Genomic DNA, 20999 nt, shown 5'->3' with positions numbered 1-20999 from the left:
TTATCAATTATAGCAGCGCAGTGATTTCCTCGTCGCTGACCAGGTTGAAGTCGCCTGGAATCGTGTTTTTGAGTGTTGAGGCAGCCAGTGAATAGTTGAGCTGCATCTGGTTGTCGTTGGGGTAGGCCTTGAGTGCATGAAGCATGCCAGCCATGAAGGCATCGCCTACACCAGAAGCATCAACGACGCCATTGATGTCGTTGATGGGCGCCTTTAGCAGTTCGCCATCGGTCCATAGAAGGGCTGTGAGCAAGTGATGGTTTGAGGCTACGATGTTGCGCATGCCCATCAACCATTTCTTACAGCGTGGAAATGCTTTGTGGAGGTCATCGAACCAGGCGCGATACTCATCCATTTGCATTTGGAAACTGGAGTCCGTAGCAGTAAAAGGTGGCTGCTTGCGCTGACAGATGAATTCGAATTCAATGGCATCGCCAAACATCAGGTCGCAACGGCTGAGAATGCGCTTCAGCGTTTCGCGTGGGTCTGCGCCATACTGCCACAGGTTTTTGCGATAGTTGATGTCGAAGGCAACTTTCACTCCAAGCTCATCGGCCATGTCTAGTGCTTCAAAAGTGGCGTCGGCAGAACTTTGTGAGATGGCTGCGGTGATGCCCGAGATGTGGAGCACGGCAGCATCTTTGAGTGCCTCTCGCCATGGAATCATGCCAGGCTTCAGTTCTGAGCAGGCCGAGCCGGCGCGGTCGTAGATAACCTTGGCCGGGCGCATGCCAGCTGCAGGTTCCATATAATATGTGCCGATGCGCTGACCACCAAAGAGAACGTGCTTGCAGTCAACGCCCAGTTGCATCAGGTTCTGCACACCAGCATGCCCGACAGGTGTGTCTGGCAGTCGCGTGACGTATTGCACATCGTTGCCGAGCATAGCCAGCGAAACCGCCACGTTGGCCTCGCTACCACCATATTTGCTGGTGAAGTAGTCGCCTTGCGACAGTCGTTGGTGATCTTGTTTAGAGAACCGCAGGAGCAATTCTCCGAAAGTCACAAATTTAGTTTTCATGATTTGTGTGGGTTATATTCTTTCAACCTGTTTCACACCCTTTACGGTGCGCAGTTTTTTGATAAGGGTTTCCAGACGTGTGTTGTCGTTAATCATGATGACCAGATTGCCTCGGAAAAGCCCATCATTTGAGTCTATGTTGATGCTGCGCAGCACCAGTCTCTCGTCTTTCGATATAATCGACGTGAGATTGTTGACGATGCCCAGGTCATCGTTGCCGATGATGCGCAGGGTGATGGCATATTGGCTCGAGCCTTTACCGCTCCATTTGGCTCTGACAATGCGGTAGCCGAAGCGGCGTCGCATCTCTGGTGCGTTGGGACAGTCGCAACGGTGAATCTTGATGCCACCACTTACGGTGACGAAACCAAACACTTCGTCGCCATAGATGGGGTTGCAGCAATGGGCAAGTTGGTAGTCAACACCTTTCAGGTCTTGTCCGATGACAAGCACATCGTCAGATATTTGCGTGTTGAGAGCCGAGAACTTCGAGTCTTCGAGGGTGAACTCCTCGGCAGAGCGGGCAATGTTGTCGCCTGTGACGACTTTCTCGCCTTGCTGCAGTTCAAGGTATTTGTCGAACACCGTCTGCACGTCGAGCGTCTCTCGTGCGATGTCGCGATAGAAGTCGCTGGCCTCTTTGTAGCCGAGTTTCTTCATGGTGCGCATCATCAGGCTCTCGTCCTGTTCTATTTTGCGATTACGGAACTTGCGTTCCAGCATCTCTTTCACCAGCAGAGCCTCTTTCTGTTGCGTCTCTTTCAGGGCCAGCCGTATCTTGGCTTTGGCTCTTGATGTCTTGACGATGTTGAGCCATTCCTGTTTAGGATGCTGTGTAGAAGATGTGATAATCTCGACCTGGTCGCCAGAATGTAACTCCTGTCGGAATGTCACCACCTTATTATTTATACGTGCGCCCGTGCAGGCCGATCCCACCTTCGAGTGGATGTGATAGGCCATGTCGAGCACGGTGGCTCCTTTTGGAAATTTCAGAAGGTCGCCTTTAGGCGTGAACACATAGATCTCGTCGTCGTAGAGATCCATCTTAAACTGGTCCATGGCCTCGATGCCGCTCGATTCCTCCAGCATCTGTCGGATGCCGTTGAGCCATTCGTCCATGCCCCCTTCAGCTTTTACTCCCTTGTAGCGCCAGTGGGCGGCCACGCCACGTTCGGCAATGTCGTCCATGCGCTCGGTACGAATCTGCACCTCAACCCATTTCTGCTCGGGCCCCAGCACGGTGATGTGCAGACTCTCGTAGCCGTTGGTCTTTGGCACGGTGAGCCAGTCGCGCATGCGTTTCGGATTGGAGGTGTACATGTCGGTGATCAGTGCGAACGTCTGCCAGCACTGTTGTTTCTCTTTTTCTATCGGACAGTCAATGATGATGCGTATGGCAAAGAGGTCATAGACGCCTTCGAAGCCACACTTCTGCTTTTTCATTTTCTGCCAGATGGAGTGAATAGACTTGGTGCGTCCTTTCATGTGGAACTTCAGTCCTGCCTCGTTGAGCTTCTTCTCGATAGGCGCAATGAAACTCTTGATATAGGCATCGCGCGCACTCTTGGTGGCGTTCAGCTTCTCGCGAATCATGTAGTAGGCGTCGTGCTCCAGGTACTTCAGTGACAGGTCCTCCAGTTCGCTCTTCAACTTGTATAGACCCAGCTTGTGGGCCAGTGGGGCATAGAGGTAGGCTGCCTCTTCCGAGACCTCGCGCTTGCCGGCTTCGTTGTCTGAGTCGCGTATCTGTCGCATCAGGTTCACGCGGTCGGCAATCATGATCAGAATCACACGCATGTCCTCGGCAAACGAGAGCAGCAGATTGCGGAAATTCTCGCTTTCAATGACGGGGTTCTTCTTGTAGAGCTCCTGTATGCGCAGCAAGCCGTGCAGGATGCGTCCCACGGACTCACCGTAGTTCTTGCTCACCTCGTCGATGGTGGTGTACTCGGCCTCGATGCTGGGATAGAGCAGGACGGCGATGACCGCATCCCTGCGCAGTCCTATCTCGTCGACCACAAGCAGGGCTGTCTGGACAGCAGTGATGATGGGGTTCAGCCCGAATACGTTGCGATGCACGATGTTCTGACTGATGAGCTCCATCAGGTGACTGCGTAACTTCTCCTCATCGGCAGGTTCCAGTGTCGATATGATTTTGTCCTTCAGCTCAGCATAGAGCTGCAGGGCAAGCTCGCGTTCGGGTGCTGTAAATTCTAATAGTTCTGTCATATCCGCCACAAAGGTAGGAAAAAAATAGTATAATGCGTTAGCTTTTAGCTAATTTTTAACGATACTCCTCAGTAGATCGGTGCATCCCTCCAGCACATCATTCCACGTGGCCTCAAAGTTGCCGGTGTACCATGGGTCGGCCACCTCGCCGGGACGCACCGTGAAATCCATCAGGCGGTGAATCTTCTCGTCGGGGTCGTCGCCACAGATGCGCTTCATGTTGCGTATGTTCCAGTCGTCCATGCCCACCAGCAGGTCAAAGCGCAGATAGTCCTGTCGGGTCATCTGTCGTGCCGTCTTTCCCTTGCACGAGATGCCGTGCTCGGCCAGCTTCCGCTTGGCCGGTGGATAGACCTCGTTGCCAATCTCCTCGGTCGAGGTAGCTGCCGACTCGATGTAGAACGACTCCTCAAGACCGGCATCGGCAACGATTTTCTTCATCACAAATTCGGCCATAGGACTGCGGCAGATATTACCGTGGCAGACAAAGAGTATCTTGGTTTGTTTCATATCTAATATTGCGTGTTTCTTCGTTTTTTACATGCAAAGATAGCGTATTTTGGTCTAATAATGCGCTTTTTTCGCAGAATGTTTTGGCTTTTGCCCGAAAATGCTTACTTTTGCACCGTAATCTTTTGATGTTTAAAACCTATGAATCGATCTAATAAGTTGACACTTGTTCTACTGCTGACCATTGTCCTTGGGGTGGCATGGGTGCTCCGTGGTCATAACACTCCCTGCAAGGACTACAAAACCGTTGATGTGGAAGCCTTTCATCGCCTCATTTCGGGTTCCGACAGTGTGGTGCTGCTCGATGTCTGTACTGCCTCTGAATATGAGGATGCCTATCTGAAAGGCTCGTTGCTCATCGACTACAAAGCCGATTCCTTTAAGTCTGCAGCCCTCAGTCGGTTGCCCAAAAACAAGACCATCGCTGTTTATTGTCGCAGCGGTATCAGAAGTGCCTCTGCTGCAGAGTTCCTGTCTAAGGAAGGCTACAAGGTCGTAAACATGGAAGGCGGCACCGATGCCTGGATAGAAGCAGGCAAGCCCGTGCTCAGTAAGAATTAAATTCCCTCATATAAGACCCCCATTTTAGTGCCACTTTTCTCCGAGAATAGTGGCACTTTTCTATGAGAATAGCAGCACTTCTCTAAGAGAATAGTAGCACTTTTCCTTAAGGGTAGTGGCACTATTCCTGATGAAAAGCGTAACTGTTCTATTCCAATAGTTACGCTATTGTCTTGCAATAGTGGCACTTTTGATCACGTTCTAGGGTCTAGAATACTCCATTCTAGGGTCTAGAACGAGTGATTCTAGGGTCTAGAATTGCGAATTCCAGGGGCTAGAACCGACAGCATACTGCCACTCTTAGTGTTTAAAGGCATTGGTATTGATACCTGAAAGCGCCAGTATTGATGTGCAAAAGTGTTGGTGTTGATGCGGAATAGGCCCAATATTCCAACTGTTCTGTCGGGGGGAGTGTATATCAGACAGGTGGTTTCAATATAAAAGATAAAGCGGGAAAATACAAAAAGCGGATATGCTCATCGCTGAACATATCCGCTTTGCTTTTAGATGGTCTAGAGTTTAGTTGTTATATTCTTGCCAACTCTTAATCTTGATGTCGTTTTCGTCGATGGCTGTAAAGGCTTCAATGAAGGCCTTGGCTAAACGGACATTGGTCATCAAGGGCGTGTTGTGGTCGATGGCACCACGACGAATGCGGTAACCATTGGTCAGCTCTCGCTTAGAGTGGTTTTTGGGCACGTTGACAATCAGATCGAACTTATGATCGGCAATCATCTTCATCACGTTGTTGTCGCCTTCTTCGTCAGGCCATGCAACAGCCTTGGCTGCAATGCCGTTGTCGTTGAAGAAACGGGCTGTGCCTGGTGTGGCATATACTTCGTATCCCTGCTTCACCAGTTGCTTGGCTGGCTCTAACAGGCTGACCTTGCCCTTGGCGGCACCGCTTGAGATGAGGATGGCGCCACCCTTCTTAGGCACACGATAGCCAGTGGCAATCAGTGCGTTGAGCAATGCCTCGTGGAGGTCGTCGCCCAAGCAGCCAACCTCACCTGTTGACGACATGTCAACACCCAGTACGGGGTCGGCATTCTGCAGACGAGCAAACGAGAACTGAGAGGCCTTCACACCGATGCGGTCGATGTCGAACTCTGATTTGTCGGGACGAGAGTAGGGGGCATCCAGCATAATCTTGGTGGCGGTCTCGATGAAGTTGCGCTTCAGAATCTTTGAAACGAAGGGGAACGAACGTGAAGCACGGAGGTTACACTCAATCACCTTCACCTCGCGGTTCTTGGCCAGGAACTGAATGTTGAACGGACCACTGATGTTCAGCTCGGCGGCAATGCGGCGGGCTATCTTCTTGATCTGACGAATGGTGGAGAAGTAGATGTGCTGAGCAGGGAATACCATGGTGGCATCGCCCGAGTGAACGCCTGCATATTCTATGTGTTCGGAGATGGCATACTCGATGACCTCGCCCTTGTCGGCAACGGCGTCAAACTCGATCTCCTTGGTCTCAGTCATGAATTTAGACACGACAACGGGGAATTCCTTAGACACCTCAGTAGCCATGTTAAGGAAGCGGTGCAACTCCTCCTCGTCGTAACAAACATTCATTGCGGCACCCGAGAGGACGTAAGAAGGACGAACCAGTACGGGATAGCCCACTTCCTCAACGAAATCCTTGATGTCGTCGAACGAGGTCAGTGCGCGCCATGCAGGCTGATCGATGCCCAACTTGTCGAGCATGGCCGAGAACTTGTCGCGGTTTTCTGCACGGTCGATATCTACAGGCGAGGTTCCCAGCACGGGAACGCCGCGACGATGCAACTTCATGGCGAGGTTGTTGGGAATCTGTCCGCCCACGCTGACGATGACACCGCGAGGCGATTCCAGTTCAATGACGTCGAGCACGCGCTCCAGTGACAACTCGTCGAAGTAGAGGCGGTCGCACATGTCATAGTCGGTAGATACGGTCTCGGGGTTATAGTTCACCATGATTGACTTGTAGCCCAACTTGCGGGCTGTGTTGATGGCGTTCACAGAACACCAGTCAAACTCTACAGACGAACCGATGCGGTAGGCACCAGAACCTAATACAATCACCGACTTCTCGTTGTGATAGTAGGGAATGTCGTGCTGTACGTTAGGCAGATAGGTGAAATACAGATAGTTGGTCAGCTCAGGATGCTCAGAGGCAACTGTCGGAATGCGCTTCACAGAGGGCTTGATGCCACGGCTTTGGCGATAGCTTCGCACCTCCAGGTTCTCTTTCTCCATGTTGCCAGTCTCGGGTTTCAGCACGAAACGGGCAATCTGGAAGTCGCTGAAACCTGCCTGCTTAACTTCAAGCAGCAGGGCATCGGGCAGGTCTTCCATCTTGTTGTAAGTCTGCAACTGGTGCTTCAGATCTACAATATGCTTCAAGCGCTCCAGGAACCATGGGTCAATCTTGGTCAGTTCTTCGATGCGCTCAATGGTATAGCCTTCCTCCAGTGCCTGTGCAATGGCAAAGATACGCAGGTCGGTGGGGTTCTGAAGCGCATCGTCAAGGTCTTCGAACTTGGTGTGGTCGTTGCCTACAAATCCGTGCATGCCTTGACCAATCATGCGCAGACCCTTCTGAATCATTTCCTCAAAGCTGCGTCCGATAGACATGATTTCGCCTACAGACTTCATGGATGAACCAATCTGACGGCTGACACCGGCAAATTTGGTAAGGTCCCAGCGTGGAATCTTACATATCATATAGTCGAGTGATGGAGCTACATAAGCACTGCTGGTGGTGCCCATCTCGCCAATCTGGTCGAGGGTGTAGCCCAATGCAATCTTTGCTGCTACGAAAGCCAGAGGATAACCTGTAGCCTTTGATGCCAAGGCAGAAGAACGTGACAGACGTGCATTGATTTCAATGATACGATAGTCGTTGGTTTGGGCATTGAAGGCAAACTGAATGTTGCACTCACCAATGATGTTCAGGTGGCGTACGCAACGGATAGTGATGTCTTGCAGCATCTTGACCTGATCTTCGGTCAGCGAGCAGGTGGGAGCCACCACAATAGACTCTCCGGTATGGATGCCCAGTGGGTCGAAGTTCTCCATTGAAGCCACGGTGAAACAGCGATCGTTGGCATCGCGGATGCACTCGAACTCAATCTCTTTCCAACCTTTCAACGACTCTTCAACCAAAATCTGTGGCGCAAAGGTAAATGCACTCTCTGCCAGTTCCTTGAATGCTGCTTCGTCAGGACAAATACCCGAACCCAAGCCACCCAGTGCATAGGCTGAACGGATCATAATGGGGAAGCCAATCTCGTGGGCTGCCTTCAGCGCATCGTCCATGTTCTCTACAGCATGGCTGACGGGGGTCTTCAATTCAATCTCGTCGAGCTTCTTCACAAAAAGGTCACGGTCCTCGGTGTTCATGATGGCTTCTACACTGGTGCCAAGCACTTCAACACCGTATTCCTTCAGCGTGCCATTCTGGTAAAGCTCGGTACCGCAGTTGAGAGCCGTCTGTCCACCAAATGCCAGGAGGATGCCGTCTGGGCGCTCCTTCTTGATAATCTCTGTGACGAAATGGGTGTTGACTGGTTGGAAATAAACCTTGTCAGCAATGCCTTCTGATGTTTGGATGGTGGCGATGTTGGGGTTTACCAGCACGCTTTTGATTCCTTCCTCACGCAATGCTTTCAAAGCTTGCGAACCTGAATAGTCGAATTCGCCTGCTTGTCCGATCTTTAGTGCACCTGAACCGAGCACTAATACCTTTTTGAGTTTTTTAATTGCCATAATTACTTTATATTATCCTTTGGGTTTACGATTCCGTGTGCAAAGTTACTTAATTCTTCTGAATTATAAGAAAAAGGGAACGAAAAATTAGAAATTTAATTTTCGTTCCCTTTTCTTACGGTCTTTTTATGGTTAGAAAGCCGATGCGATGATTGCGTCCGTTACGACCTAAAGAACGCAGTTGATAGATGCCGTTAGGTATCTCTCTTACGTCTATAGTTTTGGTGTAAGGAATCACTGTAATCGTCTGGCCTTGAAGAGTTTCTATAATTATATACTTAGCGTCTAATGTGTTCTCTTTTGATGGAAGAACAAATATGTTTCCCTCGGAAAAGAATTGGTCTGGCCCTGCGGGGCGATGAGGGGCAGGATGGTCAATCCTGTGTCGCAATTGTATGGATTTACTCTCAATGCCAAAGCGGTTCATGGCTGTGACGGCGTAATACTTGTGGGCAGGCACGTGGATTGACGTTTTGGTTTGTCTCACTGCCACCAGGTTTTCTGCCTTGCTGATATCTACGGGGTAGGTGTCTGAAGCATAGACATTATATAATAAATAAGGAGCCCCACTGTCATCGTGGGCACCTTCCCAATGCAGACGTGTGCCATCGAGCGATAGTGTCTTGGGAGAGCTTGGCACTGAGTTGGTGGCCCATGTCATCGGTGGTACTAAAGCTGGTGTTGCATCGAAAGCACGTGCATAATCGTAAATGCCCTTGATGTTGTCAGTGAAAAACTTAGAACGGAAGTAGCAATGTCCCACACCAATCTGTCGGCAGACATTCATTTGGCGTGCTACTTGGTCAAGCTCCCATTTGCCTTCTTTGGGATCCAGGAAATAGATGCCAAGCCCCGGCACCACCAGACGTCCATTGCTGTTCTCTTTCCAGTCGATGGCAAAAGGAAAGAAATTGTTATCGCGGAAATACATCATGGGGAAAAGCTCGTCCATCAAGCCTTCCTTCAACCATAGCTGTGCATCTTGCGATACTGCTGTGTGTGCATTCCATCCACCTGCAGAATAACGGCGCAGGTTGTCGTATTTGCCTATCGGCGAGCATGAAAACTTAATCCATGGCTTGCGGGGCTTAATCTGGTGGCTAATCTTTCTGACGATGTCTGTGATGTGGTTGCGTCGCTGCTGAATGGTTTTCTTGGCCTTCAGCTTGGCGGGCCATGTCTCCGGATAGCGTATGTAGTCAAGGTGTATGCCGTCAATGTCGTAGTTGTCCACAATTTCGCGGCATATCTGCAACAGGTAGTCGCCTGTCTGTGGATTTTCGGGGTCCATAAAACCGTCGTCTCCAATGCGCTTTACTAAGTTGGGATGCTTCTGGCGCAAGGTCTTGCAACCAATCTTGTTCCAGTTGCCCATAGGGATGGTGACCACCCAAGCATGGCACTCCATGCCTCGCTCGTGACAAAGGTCGATGCAGAGTTTCAAGGGATCGTAGCCTGGATTCTTGCCGGGTGTGCCTGTCAGACATGTCTCCCAGGGCTCTATCTTGGATGGATACATGGTGGTTCCTCTGACGCGTGTCTGAAACAAAACGGTGTTGATGCCTGCTGCTTTCAGTTTGTCAAGGGTGTTAATCAACTCAAGCTTCTGCGCCTTTTGGCCAGATGTTCTGGGCCAGTCAATGCCACCAATGGTGGTCAGCCACATGGCACGGACTTCGTGCTTGGGAGATGAAGAAAACTGAGCCTTCGCTGGTTGGATAACATACAAACCAACAAGTAGTATGAATAGAAAGAAACGATATCTCATTATTATTCTTAAATTTTCGTGCAAAGTTATGCTTTTTTTTTCATATTTCAAATTTAAATATTACTTTTGCATAGTGAATTCACATAAATAAGCAAAATGATTACTTTTGTTGTGAGCCTGTTGGCTCTATTTTTTGGCTATTTTTTTTACGGACGTTTTGTAGAACGCGTGTTCGGTCCGGATGATCGTCCAACGCCTGCAGTGGCAAAGGCAGATGGCGTTGATTTTGTGGTTTTGCCAGGTTGGAAAATCTTCATGATTCAGTTTCTGAACATTGCAGGGACAGGGCCTATCTTTGGCGCCATTATGGGAGCGAAGTTCGGACCTTCAGCGTATTTATGGATTGTGCTGGGATGTATCTTTGCAGGTGCTACGCACGATTATTTGAGCGGCATGCTCTCTATTCGCAATGGCGGTGCTAATTTGCCCGACATCATAGGCCGCTACCTTGGAAATGTTCCCAAGCAGATGATGCTTGTATTTTCGGTATTCCTTCTCATGATGGTTGGGGCGGTGTTTGTCTATAGTCCTGCATCGCTGCTTCAAAACTTGTTTCATACAGAAGGAACAAATCTGGAATTCTTGAATGATAGTGTCTTTTGGATCATAGTGATTTTTATCTATTATCTGATAGCTACGATGATGCCAATCGATAAAATTATTGGTAAGATATATCCACTGTTTGCCTTCTCACTGTTGTTTATGGCAGTAGCATTCCTGGTGATGCTGTTCGTGAAGCAGCCTGATATTCCCGAATTGTGGGAGGGGGTAGGCGAGGCTTCGTTGACCACCAAGAATATATTCCCATGCTTGTTTATTACGATTGCCTGCGGAGCCATTAGTGGTTTCCATGCCACGCAAAGTCCTTTGATGGCTCGTTGCCTGAAGCACGAGAAGATGGCTCGCCCTATCTTCTATGGTGCCATGATTACAGAGGGATTCGTGGCGTTGATATGGGCCACTGTTGCCATGTATTTCTTCTATAACGAACCAGTTGCTGGCTATCAGGAGATGAAGGGTGGCGAGGCCATCATCAGTAAGGCACCAGCCATTGTCAACATGGTAAGCGAAAATTGGTTGGGCGTGTTTGGAAGTGTATTGGCCATTTTGGGTGTCGTGGCTGCTCCAATCACCAGTGGTGACACGGCTTTGCGCTCTGCGCGTTTGATTCTTGCCGACTTTATTCACATGGACCAGAAATCTATCCTCAAGCGTTTTTATATTTGTATTCCCATGTTCCTGACGGTTATTGCCTTGTTGGTATGGCAGATGGAAAATCCAGAAGGTTTTGACGTTATCTGGAGCTGGTTTGGATGGAGCAATCAGACTTTGTCGGTATTCACATTGTGGGCCATCACAGTCTATTTGGTGCGCGAACGAAAGAATTTCTTTATCACGCTCATACCTGCTGTGTTCATGACCACGGTGTGCGTGACATACCTGCTGTCAGAACAGGCCTTCCATTTGGATTCCGTCTATGCTTCGGTCATTGCGGCAGTCACTGTGGTCGTGTCGAGCTGTTGGTTTGTTCTGTGGTTAGTGAATTATCGTAAAACCCTAAAATAAATTACTTATGAAAAGATTCTTTTTAATGACCCTCTGTGGTCTCGTCTTCTCATTGGCTGGTCATGCACAAGTACAAGACCGTCCACCGTTTGGCATGGACAAGTACTATGTGTCGGCAAGTCTTTCTAATTTCAATCTTGACTATACCAAGGCTGAGAGCTTAAAGATGGGGCTTAATGCTAAAGGGGGTTATCTGTTTGAAGACAACTGGATGGTTACGGCTAATCTGGGTTATGACTGGCACAAAGTGGGAGATAAGGCATTGTCGGCAGGTGCGGGCATTCGTTACTATATTGAGCAGAACGGTCTTTATCTGGGTGCAGGCGCCAACTATATGCATCGTCATAAATACGACGACTTCCTGCCTACTGTTCAGTTGGGCTATGCTTATTTCTTGAACCGTACGGTGACACTGGAGCCTGAGTTGTACTACAACCTGAGTCTGAAAGACCATACGGAATACAGTGGCTTTGGTGTGCGCATCGGAATCGGTATTTACTTTGAATAGTCTATTTGTTCAAAATCAATCGTTATGTTAAGTGTAGAAGAACTGAACGACAAACTGATAGATTTGGCTTTTGCCGAGGATATAGGTGATGGCGACCACACGACGTTATGCTGTATTCCGGCAGACGCCATGGGTGAGTCTAAACTGTTGATTAAAGAGGAGGGTATCTTTGCAGGCGTAGAGATTGCAAAGGAGGTGTTCCGTCGTTTTGACCCAGAACTCCAGGTTGAGGTGTTTATCAAGGATGGAGCTCATGTGAAGCCTGGCGACATCGTCATGAGCGTGAAAGGACGTGAGCAAAGCCTGTTGCAGACAGAGCGTCTGATGCTGAACATCCTGCAGCGCATGAGCGGTATTGCCACCATGACACATCGCTACCAGCAGGCTCTTATCGATGCTGGCACAAAGACACGTGTGCTCGATACCCGTAAGACGACACCTGGCATGCGCATGCTGGAGAAAGAGGCAGTAAAGATTGGTGGCGGCATGAACCATCGTATCGGCTTGTTTGATATGATTCTGTTGAAAGATAATCATATCGACTTCTGTGGTGGTGTTCACAATGCTATCAGTCGCGCCAAACAGTATTGTAAGGATAACGGTAAGGACTTGAAGATTGAGTGCGAAGTGCGCAATTTCAAAGAACTCGATGAGGCTTTGGCAGAAGGTTGTGACCGCATCATGTTTGACAACTTCACACCGGAAGATACAGCAAAGGCTGTCAAGATCGTCAACGGACGTGCAGAGACGGAGTCATCTGGAGGTATTACTTACGACACGATGATTCCCTATGCAAAAGCTGGCGTTGACTTCATCTCTTTTGGCGCTCTTACCCACAGTGTGAAGGGGCTGGACATGAGTTTCAAGGCTGCAGGAAGTGATAAATTGATTATCAAGTAAGACACAACACAACGTATAATGAAAAGATTATTATTACCTTTATTTGCTTTTGTAGCAACTGCTTCTTTTGCCTGCACCAACTTCATCGTTGGCAAGAAGGCTTCTGTAGATGGTTCGGTCATCTGCTCGTATAGTGCCGATAGTTATGGCATGTTTCAAGGGTTGGTTCATTATCCTGCCGGCAAACATGCCAAGGGTGAACTGCGCAAAGTCTATGAGTGGGATACCAACAAGTATCTTGGAGAGATTGCCGAGGCTGAAGAGACTTATAATGTCATAGGTAACATCAATGAATGGCAGGTGACGATTGGTGAAACGACTTTCGGCGGTCGTGAAGAGATGATAGACACGACAGGCATTATCGACTACGGTTCGCTGATTTATATCGCTTTGCAGCGTTCTAAGAATGCCCGTCAGGCCATTGATGTGATGACCTCTCTTGTTGAAAAGTATGGTTACTACTCCAGTGGTGAGACGTTTACTATCTGTGATCCTGACGAAGCCTGGATTATGGAGATGATGGGTACTGGAAGCGACCGTAAGGTAGAGAAGGCTCGCACCGTTTGGGTGGCTGTACGCATTCCCGACGATATGATTTGCGGACACGCTAATCAGAGTCGTATCACCACCTTCAACATGAAGGACAAGGAGAATGTACGCTACTCTAAGAATGTGGTTTCTTATGCCCGCAAGATGGGATGGTTCACGGGTAAGGATGCTGAGTTCAGTTACAACGCAGCTTATGCTGCTCCCGACTTCTCTGGTCGCCGTATCTGTGATGCCCGCGTGTGGACCTTCTTCAACCGTTATGCCGACGGCATGGACCGCTATATCCCTTGGGCTGAAGGTAAAGATGCCAATGCCGAGGTGATGCCGCTTTGGGTAAAACCCAACAGAAAACTGACTGTTCACGATGTGGAAGAGGCAATGCGCGACCACTATGAGAGCACACCTTTCTCTCTTGATCAGGACATGGGTGGTGGTATCTGGGATATGCCTTATCGTCCTACACCTCTTTTCTTTGAGGTCGATGGCAAGAAGTATTTCAACGAGCGTCCTGTTTCCACTCAGCAGGCGGGTTTCGTTTTTGTCAGTCAGATGCGCTCATGGTTGCCCCGCCAGGTTGGTGGTTGCTTCTGGTTTGCCAATGATGATGGCAACATGGCACCGTTTACTCCCGTCTATTGCTGTGCGACAGAGTCTCCCCGTCCTTACAACACACCGGGTGCCGACGAGCTGAACTTCTCTATGGACAATGCCTTCTGGGTACAGAACTGGGTGTCTAACATGGTGTACCCCCGCTATTCTATGATGTTCCCCAGTTTGAAAGAGGTGCGCGACTCGCTCGATAACTCTTACTTCCGCGCCCAGAAGGAGGTCGAGGACAAGGCTCTGACGCTCGACGAGGCGGCTCGTGTGAAGTATCTCACAGGCTACACGGCTGCGAAGGCCGACCAAATGTTGGCGCGCTGGTGTCAGTTGGCTACCTATCTGATTGTCAAGTATAATGATATGACCGTCAAGCCCGAGAAAGACGGTCGTTTCACTCGCACAAAATATGGTCTTGGTTCTGCACCGGCTCGTCCTGGCTATTCTGAGAAATATGCCCGTGGCATAGCTCGTCAGACAGGGGCAAGACTTGAACAACCGCAGAAATAGTTAGCGAAAGGCCAGAACGATGTTTCTGGCCTTTCTTATTAAGTTTTCTTTTGAAACATTTGGTTGGTTCAGAAAATTGTATTACCTTTGCATGCACTTAAGGCAAAGGAGTGTTCAAATAGATTTGTCTCTTCTTGCGCTCGGCCATTAGCAAGTCAACTTGCATGGCACTCACTTAATTGGAGAGTTGGCAGAGTGATCGATCGCGCTGGACTCGAAATCCGGTATACCCTTATGGGTATCGGGGGTTTGAATCCCTCACTCTCCGCAATGTCACTTGATTATCAGTGATTTCAAGCTTAACACCCAATTTTACAAAAAATGTAAAGTTGGGTGTTTTCTTTTTCATCCACTCAAAGTCGGCTCAGTAGAAATTTAGTGGCTTTTACGGGTCAGTCCGAAAAGCTAGTTGTGTTCATGCACATAGTTTTATAAGTCTGAAAAGGAAGAAAGGAATGTCTGAAACTCCTCTGAACTGAGCCCTGAAAGCCTTGACCTTAGCATTGAAGGACTCAGCTCCTGCATTGGTAGCTCTGTTGACGAAGAAATTGAGAATCGTTTCGTAATGGTTATGGAATGTGTCAATGACGATGTAGAAAGCATCGGTTCCCAGCCTTTCGGACTGCCCCATTTTATCAGTAATGTGATATGGTTTGAGGATTTCCCCTTACTCGTGATGGTATGGCTCGCCCTTGATGATGGTACAAGCCCGATAGATCTGTTCTGTAAAGACCAGTCTTACCATTTGGTGTGAGAAAGTGAGTTTGGAGAGTGATAGTTTCTCGTTGGCGCGAGCATAGACAGCAGGCGAGAAACCGTAGGGACCTCCGATGACGAAAACCAGTCGTCGTGCGGTGTTCCTTTTCTGTTCTAACCATGAGGCCAGCTCTATGCTGCGCAACTCCTTACCGTGTTCGTCAAGCAACACAACTGTGTCTGATGGTTGTATCTGTTTCAGTATCAGTTCACCTTCGGCCGTTTTCTGCTGTTCCTCAGAGAGGTTCTTGGTGTTCTTTAGCTCGGGTATGACGGTGATGTTGAAGGGCATATAGTGGGCTATACGCTCTGCATAGTCGTTGATGCCAGCCACAAAGTGCTTGTTCACGGTCTTTCCTACCAGAATAAGCTCAGTCTTCATATTCGTGTTTACGTTTGGGGTTCATGGGGAACCAACCTTTCTGTACGCGCTTTTTCTGAGCAAAAAGTTCGCCGATGCCCCACAGTGCCGATGCCCCAAACACGCCAATGCTGGCAGAGATGATGGCATTCTCGATGAACAGTGCTGCTATCAGACAAACGATGCCGATGAGCAGGTATATCTTCCAAGGCCAAGTGCCCCAGTGATATTCTGTCTTAATGACGATGGGATGCCATATTCCGATGGCGAGAAATGTGCAGAAGGCAATGATAATTCCTGTGAAATACATGTCTTATAGAATGTTTTGGCTGCAAAGATACGCATTTTTTTCTATTTAATGGTCTCCTCGCTTAGGAAATCGTCCCAGTGTATCTGATATCCATTGAATACATTCAAATCGACGTCGCCCTTGATACCACTCACACGACCGCAGTCGCTCAGTTGCCACAGGGCCAGTCTGACGTCGGGTTTGTATTCTCCATATCGTGCAATCCAGAACAGATATTTCTCTTTTAGGTCGGGAGCCATATCTATGTATGTGTTGATGAATCGCTGATTGACATACAATAATGGTCGTGTGTGTGTGGCTCGTTCTACCATGTTAAGCCAGGTGCGTATGTCGCTGAACATCTTCTTTGCTCCGCCTCCTTTTTGTATCATGGCATCTGTGGGTTCAATGTCTAACATTGGAGGCAAGTCGCCTTTCTTGAATTGGGTGTTCTTCAGGAAGAAGTGTGCCTGCTCTTTAGCATCTTTCCCCACGGTAAAGAAATGGTATGCGCCTGTGCGGATGTTCTGCTTGCGTGCATTCTGATAGTCGCTGCCGTAGTATTGATTGGTGATGGTGGATCCCTGCGTTGACTTAATATACACGAAACTGACTGGATAGTTGGCATCGCCATCTACACGTTGACTGCTGATGCGCTTGCCCATGTTGGTGATACGCAGGTTAGCCCAGTCAATGGGATAGCGTCTGCGACCGATTTCGTGCTGATAGCGAGAGATGTCTATGCCATAAATACGTTCGCTGGTGTAATGCATTCGTTCTCCACGAAAGGTGTCTCTGAGCCATTGTCCTGCTTTCAGGTGGTTGGCACTGATGCTAAAGCCAAAGCCTTCGCGCTGGTCATGTTGCCAGTGTCCTTCGTAGAAAGAGCCATCTACCGAGCGGTAGGAACCATGTCCGCAAGCCTCCATGGCGCTGTTCATCATTCCAGCATAGATGCCTTTCTCGTCCATGCGTATTCCGCTGACCAGCGTGTCGGCATTGAACATGCCAACGATGAGTCGGCCCAAATGGTCGGTGGTGACGCCCTTGCCTTGTCTCCGACCGTGGTGCCAGTTCATCAGGTTGCGTGCCGCTGCTTTCCCTTTAGGCAGATAGAACGCTTGTGTTGAATCGCCGTCCTCTGCATAGCGTATCACCATGTCGAACCCCTCGTCACGCACATTATGACGATCCAAGTAGTAATCCAGCTCCTTGGCTATCATTTCGTTTCGCTGTTTTGATATGGTGGTATCACTGACAGTAAAACATGTCGTGTCTATATCCTCAAAATAGGTTGGTTTCGTTTTTTGTCGATTGCTGCATCCACAAAGGATGAGTAGGGGAGTGATAAGTAGAATGAGACGATTCATGATTTCAAACTAATTAATTGAATTACGCAGATTACACCGGTCGAAACCTGCGTAATCTGCGTAAGGATATGTTTAGGTCACTAAATGCTTAGCAGAGCTTGCGTGAGCCATCGCCGATGACTACATCGTAAACCTTTGGCTCATGACCATACTTGGCATTGAACTTCTTCTTGGCATCCTCAACAAACTGCTTGTAGAGGTCGTTGCGAACCAGATTGATGGTGCAACCACCGAAGCCACCACCCATGATACGGCTACCAGTAACGCCGTTCTCCTTGGCAATGTCGTTTAGGAAGTCGAGCTCCTCGCAAGACACCTCGTAGTCCTTTGACAGACCCTCGTGGGTCTTGTACATCATCTCACCAACCTTCTCGTAGTCGCCTTCGTTCAGAGCGTCGCAGACAGCCAATACACGGTCTTTCTCGCCCAGCACGAACTTGGCACGCTTGTAGTCTTCTTCGCCTACTTCGGCCTTGACCTCTTCCAACTGCTCCCATGTGCAGTCGCGCAAGGTCTCGAACTTACCCTCTGGGTGCTTAGCCTGAATATGCTTTACCACATTCTCGCAGCTGTTGCGACGGTCGTTGTAGGGTGAACCTGCCAACTGGTGTTTAACCACAGAGTCAAGCAGCACCAGACGGTAGCCATCGGGCTTGAATGGGAAGTATTCGAACTCACGGCTACGGCAGTCCAGACGCATCAGGCAACCTGCCTTACCGAATACAGAAGCAAACTGGTCCATGATACCACAGTTCACACCGCAGTAGTTGTGCTCAGTGGCCTGACCAGCCAGTACCATATCCCACTGGCTAACCTTGTTCTCGCCGAAGATGTCGTTCAGTCCGCAAGCGAAGCAGCTCTCCATGGCGGCAGACGATGACATACCTGCACCGAGGGGCACGTCGCCGGCAAAGGCAATGTTGAAGCCCTTTACGGGAACGCCCAGCTTCTTCATCTCCAGAGCTATGCCATAGATATAGCGTGCCCATGATGCCTTGGGACCTGCGGGGTCAGAGAGCTTGAAATCTACACGGTCTTTCAGGTCGATAGCGTATGCCATAACGGTATCTTCTGTACCGTTGGCACGCATCTCTGCTGTCACACCTTTGTCCACTGCTCCGGGGAATACAAATCCACCGTTATAGTCTGTGTGTTCACCAATCAGGTTGATGCGGCCGGGAGATGTGTAAACATTACCAGTCTTTCCGTCAAAGTGCTTGATGAATCGCTGTCTTACAAATTCGATATCAATCATAATGTTTTAAGTTTTATAAGGTTTGTATTCGTAATTAATCTACATTGATGTCCTTGTTCACGTTCTTGCAACCAACAGTAGCGTAGAACAGAATGTAGGCCAGCATGGCGATGACGAGCCAGTAGCTGGTGATGTTGCCTGTGCTACTTGCAATGCTCTGCTGGATGAGGGGCATGATGCCACCACCTACTACCATCGTCATGAAGATACCAGAAGCTGCCTCTGTGTACTTGCCCAGACCCTCTACAGAGAGGTTGAAGATGCCACCCCACATGATAGAAGTGCAGAGACCGCAGGCTGCAATGAAGAAGGCCTTCACGGGAATGTCGTGTCCGTCGTAAACAACTGTGTTGCTTTCAGGCATGAAGATGGCAATCAGCAACAGTGCGATAGCCACACTTGACACGACAATCATCTGGAGTGAAGTAGATACCTTGCCTGAGATGACACTTGACGTGGCACGTCCTACCATCATCAGAATCCAATAGATACCTGCTATCACACCACCAATGGCTGCTGAACCTTCGAAGCCCAGGTCGGTTACGTAGAACTGCAAGTGCATGGGAATACCGATCTCGATACCAACATAGAAGAAGATGGCAATGACGCCCAGCAGTGTGTGGCGGAATGCCAGAGGGCTGTGCTCATATTGAGGCTGCTCCTTGCCGAGGGTTGGCTCGGGAATGGTTACTCGGCTGATGATGACAAATGAAATAGCGAAGACTGCCATGCCGATGAACAGCAGTGGAGCCACGTTGCTCATGCTGGTTTCTGCGGTCACCGTACCAACCAAGATACCCGTGAGACTGGGAGTCAGCGTAGCGGTCAGCGAGTTCAGTGTGCCACCAACTTGGATGAGCTGATTACCCTTGTTGCCACCGCCACCGAGCAGGTTCAGCATGGGGTTTACCACGGTGTTCAGCATACATACGCAGAAACCGCAGACGAAAGCACCCAGCAGATAGATAATCAGGTTCAGTGCAACAGGAATCTCTTGGTATGCAAATACATAGGTGGCATCGCCAGCGATACTCGACAGATACTGAAGGGCCAAACCGATCAGACCCACTGCCAATGCAATCAGTGCGGTCTTCTTATATCCATATTTGATAAGCATCTTACCAGCAGGAATACCCATGAACAAGTATGCAGCGAAGTTCATCAGGTTACCCCATGCCTTAGCGAATGGATATGTGAAGCCCCAAATGTTGCCAAAGGGCGCACCCATGTTAGTTACAAAAGAGATCATCGCGAAGATGAAGCACATCGTGATGATGGCAATTACTTTAGTGTTGTTTGTTGAAGTCATTTTTTTTGTTTTCGTTTATGATTACTATTCAGTTACTCCGAATTTATAGATGGTCTTCTGCTTATAGCGCTGACCGGGATTCAATACGACAGATGGGAAGTAGGGACGGTTAGGACTGTCGGGGAAGTGCTGGCACTCGAAGCAGATGGCCGATCGACGGCCGAAGGTGGCTCCGTGAATGCCTTTATAACCGTCTGCCCAGTTGTCGCTATAGACTTGCACACCGGGCTCGGTGGTGTAAACCTCCATTGTGCGTCCGCTCTTAGGCTCTGTCAGACGTGCTGCAAAGCTCAACTCGCCCTCTTCCTTCTTGTTCAATACGAAGCAGTGGTCGTAGCCTGCACCATGTTTTATCTGTATGTCGTCGGCATCGATGTCTTTGCCCACAGCCTTTGGTGTGCGGAAGTCGAATGGTGTACCTGCCACCTTCAAGATCTCGCCTGTAGGAATGGAGGTGTCGTCGATAGGCACGTAGAAGTCGGCATTCAGTTCCAGTATCTGTTCGTCGATAGTGGGAGTGGGATCTGCCGTACCTGCCAACGAGAAGAAGCCGTGGTGTGTCAGGTTGATGATGGTTTTCTTGTTGGTCGTAGCCAAATACTCCAGCACCAGTTCATTCTGGTCGGTGAAGGTGATTTCTACAGTGATGTCAACTTCGCCAGTATATCCCTCTTCACCGTAGCTTGATACACGGTGCAAAGCCAACGCACGGGGACCCATCTGCTTGGCATCCCATACGCGAGCGTGGAAACCACGCGGACCGCCATGGAGTGCGTTAGGCCCATTGTTGATGGCTAACTGATATTCCTTGCCATTCAGCGTAAACAGTCCCTTGCAGATTCTGTTTCCGAATCGGCCGATAAGAGTAGAAAGGAAGGGTTCTGGAGAATTAATAACTGATTGGATATTGTCGTGACCCTGAATCACGTTAGCAACGTTTCCGTCTTTGTCTGGTACCATGATGGCACAAATGGCGCCGCCGTAATTGGTAATGGCTACTTCGTATCCCTTGCGGTTACGGAGGATGTAAAGATCGGTTTTCTTACCGTTGACTGTGGTCTGAAAGTCCTCGCGTTTCAGACCACACAGATTCACGTTTTCTGTTGTGTTCGCCATAATCAAAAGTTTTTAGTTACTGTAACTTTGTTGCAAAGGAACAAAAAAAAGCCGATATGAGCAAACAT

16 protein-coding genes, 1 tRNA gene and 1 pseudogene are annotated in these 20999 nt (G+C 49.1%); 6 read left to right on the top strand and 12 right to left on the bottom strand.

Annotated elements, in window-relative coordinates; genetic code table 11:
- Window positions 1-7: 7 nt before the first annotated feature.
- The 3 genes from L6472_RS08895 to L6472_RS08885 are packed head-to-tail and all read right to left on the bottom strand — an operon-like array spanning window position 8 to window position 3760.
- On the bottom strand, window positions 8-1021 hold the full coding sequence (locus L6472_RS08895) for a sugar kinase (RefSeq protein ID WP_237804275.1): 1014 nt from the start codon (window positions 1019-1021) through the stop codon (window positions 8-10).
- Between the two features lie 12 nt (window positions 1022-1033).
- The gene (locus tag L6472_RS08890; protein WP_237804273.1) at window positions 1034-3250 is read right to left on the bottom strand and encodes a bifunctional (p)ppGpp synthetase/guanosine-3',5'-bis(diphosphate) 3'-pyrophosphohydrolase; all 2217 of its coding nucleotides are present in this window, start codon (window positions 3248-3250) and stop codon (window positions 1034-1036) included.
- Between the two features lie 48 nt (window positions 3251-3298).
- Window positions 3299-3760 (bottom strand): low molecular weight protein-tyrosine-phosphatase, encoded by a 462-nt coding sequence (locus L6472_RS08885; protein WP_237804271.1) that lies wholly within the window; start codon window positions 3758-3760, stop codon window positions 3299-3301.
- 141 nt (window positions 3761-3901) lie between these two features.
- Between L6472_RS08885 and L6472_RS08880 the strand changes: the two genes are divergently transcribed.
- Window positions 3902-4321 carry a rhodanese-like domain-containing protein gene (locus L6472_RS08880; RefSeq protein WP_027455522.1) on the top strand — a complete coding sequence of 140 codons (420 nt, stop codon included), beginning with the start codon at window positions 3902-3904 and terminating at the stop codon, window positions 4319-4321.
- 519 nt (window positions 4322-4840) lie between these two features.
- On the opposite strand, the gene carB is transcribed toward L6472_RS08880, so the two are convergent.
- Together carB and L6472_RS08870 are read right to left on the bottom strand one after the other, a co-directional pair.
- Window positions 4841-8074, bottom strand: a complete 3234-nt coding sequence (gene carB, locus L6472_RS08875; protein ID WP_237804269.1) for a carbamoyl-phosphate synthase (glutamine-hydrolyzing) large subunit — start codon at window positions 8072-8074, stop codon at window positions 4841-4843.
- Between the two features lie 115 nt (window positions 8075-8189).
- A complete protein-coding gene (locus tag L6472_RS08870) occupies window positions 8190-9842 on the bottom strand; it encodes a glycoside hydrolase family 10 protein (protein WP_237804267.1) in 1653 nt (550 codons plus the stop codon).
- 96 nt (window positions 9843-9938) lie between these two features.
- Between L6472_RS08870 and L6472_RS08865 the strand changes: the two genes are divergently transcribed.
- The 5 genes from L6472_RS08865 (at window position 9939) to L6472_RS08845 (ending at window position 14743) form a co-directional block, all read left to right on the top strand.
- Complete coding sequence (locus tag L6472_RS08865) at window positions 9939-11408, top strand: carbon starvation protein A (protein WP_237804265.1); 1470 nt, start codon at window positions 9939-9941, stop codon at window positions 11406-11408.
- 7 nt (window positions 11409-11415) lie between these two features.
- Window positions 11416-11916, top strand: coding sequence for an outer membrane beta-barrel protein (locus L6472_RS08860; protein WP_237804263.1), 501 nt, complete (start codon window positions 11416-11418; stop codon window positions 11914-11916).
- Between the two features lie 24 nt (window positions 11917-11940).
- The gene (nadC, locus tag L6472_RS08855; RefSeq protein WP_237804261.1) at window positions 11941-12816 is read left to right on the top strand and encodes a carboxylating nicotinate-nucleotide diphosphorylase; all 876 of its coding nucleotides are present in this window, start codon (window positions 11941-11943) and stop codon (window positions 12814-12816) included.
- A gap of 18 nt (window positions 12817-12834) precedes the next feature.
- Window positions 12835-14475 carry a dipeptidase gene (locus L6472_RS08850; protein ID WP_237804260.1) on the top strand — a complete coding sequence of 547 codons (1641 nt, stop codon included), beginning with the start codon at window positions 12835-12837 and terminating at the stop codon, window positions 14473-14475.
- Window positions 14476-14656: 181 nt separating this feature from the next.
- Window positions 14657-14743 (top strand) — tRNA-Ser (locus L6472_RS08845).
- Between the two features lie 147 nt (window positions 14744-14890).
- Here L6472_RS08845 and L6472_RS08840 read toward each other — a convergent pair.
- The 7 genes and pseudogenes from L6472_RS08840 to L6472_RS08810 form a co-directional block, all read right to left on the bottom strand.
- Window positions 14891-15094, bottom strand: a pseudogene (locus L6472_RS08840) (transposase); the annotation flags it as partial.
- Between the two features lie 48 nt (window positions 15095-15142).
- On the bottom strand, window positions 15143-15613 hold the full coding sequence (gene rlmH / locus L6472_RS08835) for a 23S rRNA (pseudouridine(1915)-N(3))-methyltransferase RlmH (protein ID WP_237804256.1): 471 nt from the start codon (window positions 15611-15613) through the stop codon (window positions 15143-15145).
- Window positions 15603-15902 carry a DUF4491 family protein gene (locus L6472_RS08830; protein WP_027450038.1) on the bottom strand — a complete coding sequence of 100 codons (300 nt, stop codon included), beginning with the start codon at window positions 15900-15902 and terminating at the stop codon, window positions 15603-15605. Before L6472_RS08830 ends, rlmH begins: the two co-directional genes overlap by 11 nt.
- Window positions 15903-15943: 41 nt before the next feature.
- Window positions 15944-17251, bottom strand: a complete 1308-nt coding sequence (locus tag L6472_RS08825) for a GH25 family lysozyme (protein WP_237804254.1) — start codon at window positions 17249-17251, stop codon at window positions 15944-15946.
- A gap of 88 nt (window positions 17252-17339) precedes the next feature.
- Window positions 17340-18503 (bottom strand): galactokinase, encoded by a 1164-nt coding sequence (gene galK, locus L6472_RS08820; protein WP_027450037.1) that lies wholly within the window; start codon window positions 18501-18503, stop codon window positions 17340-17342.
- Window positions 18504-18540: 37 nt separating this feature from the next.
- Window positions 18541-19815, bottom strand: a complete 1275-nt coding sequence (locus L6472_RS08815) for an MFS transporter (protein ID WP_237804252.1) — start codon at window positions 19813-19815, stop codon at window positions 18541-18543.
- Window positions 19816-19839: 24 nt separating this feature from the next.
- Window positions 19840-20931 (bottom strand): aldose epimerase family protein, encoded by a 1092-nt coding sequence (locus L6472_RS08810; protein ID WP_237804250.1) that lies wholly within the window; start codon window positions 20929-20931, stop codon window positions 19840-19842.
- Between the last annotated feature and the right edge of the window lie 68 nt (window positions 20932-20999).

Source organism: Prevotella sp. E13-17, assembly GCF_022024035.1.
Classification (GTDB): domain Bacteria; phylum Bacteroidota; class Bacteroidia; order Bacteroidales; family Bacteroidaceae; genus Prevotella.
Note: the sequence above shows the minus strand (reverse complement) of the source record. Positions and strands in the feature narration are given on the sequence as shown.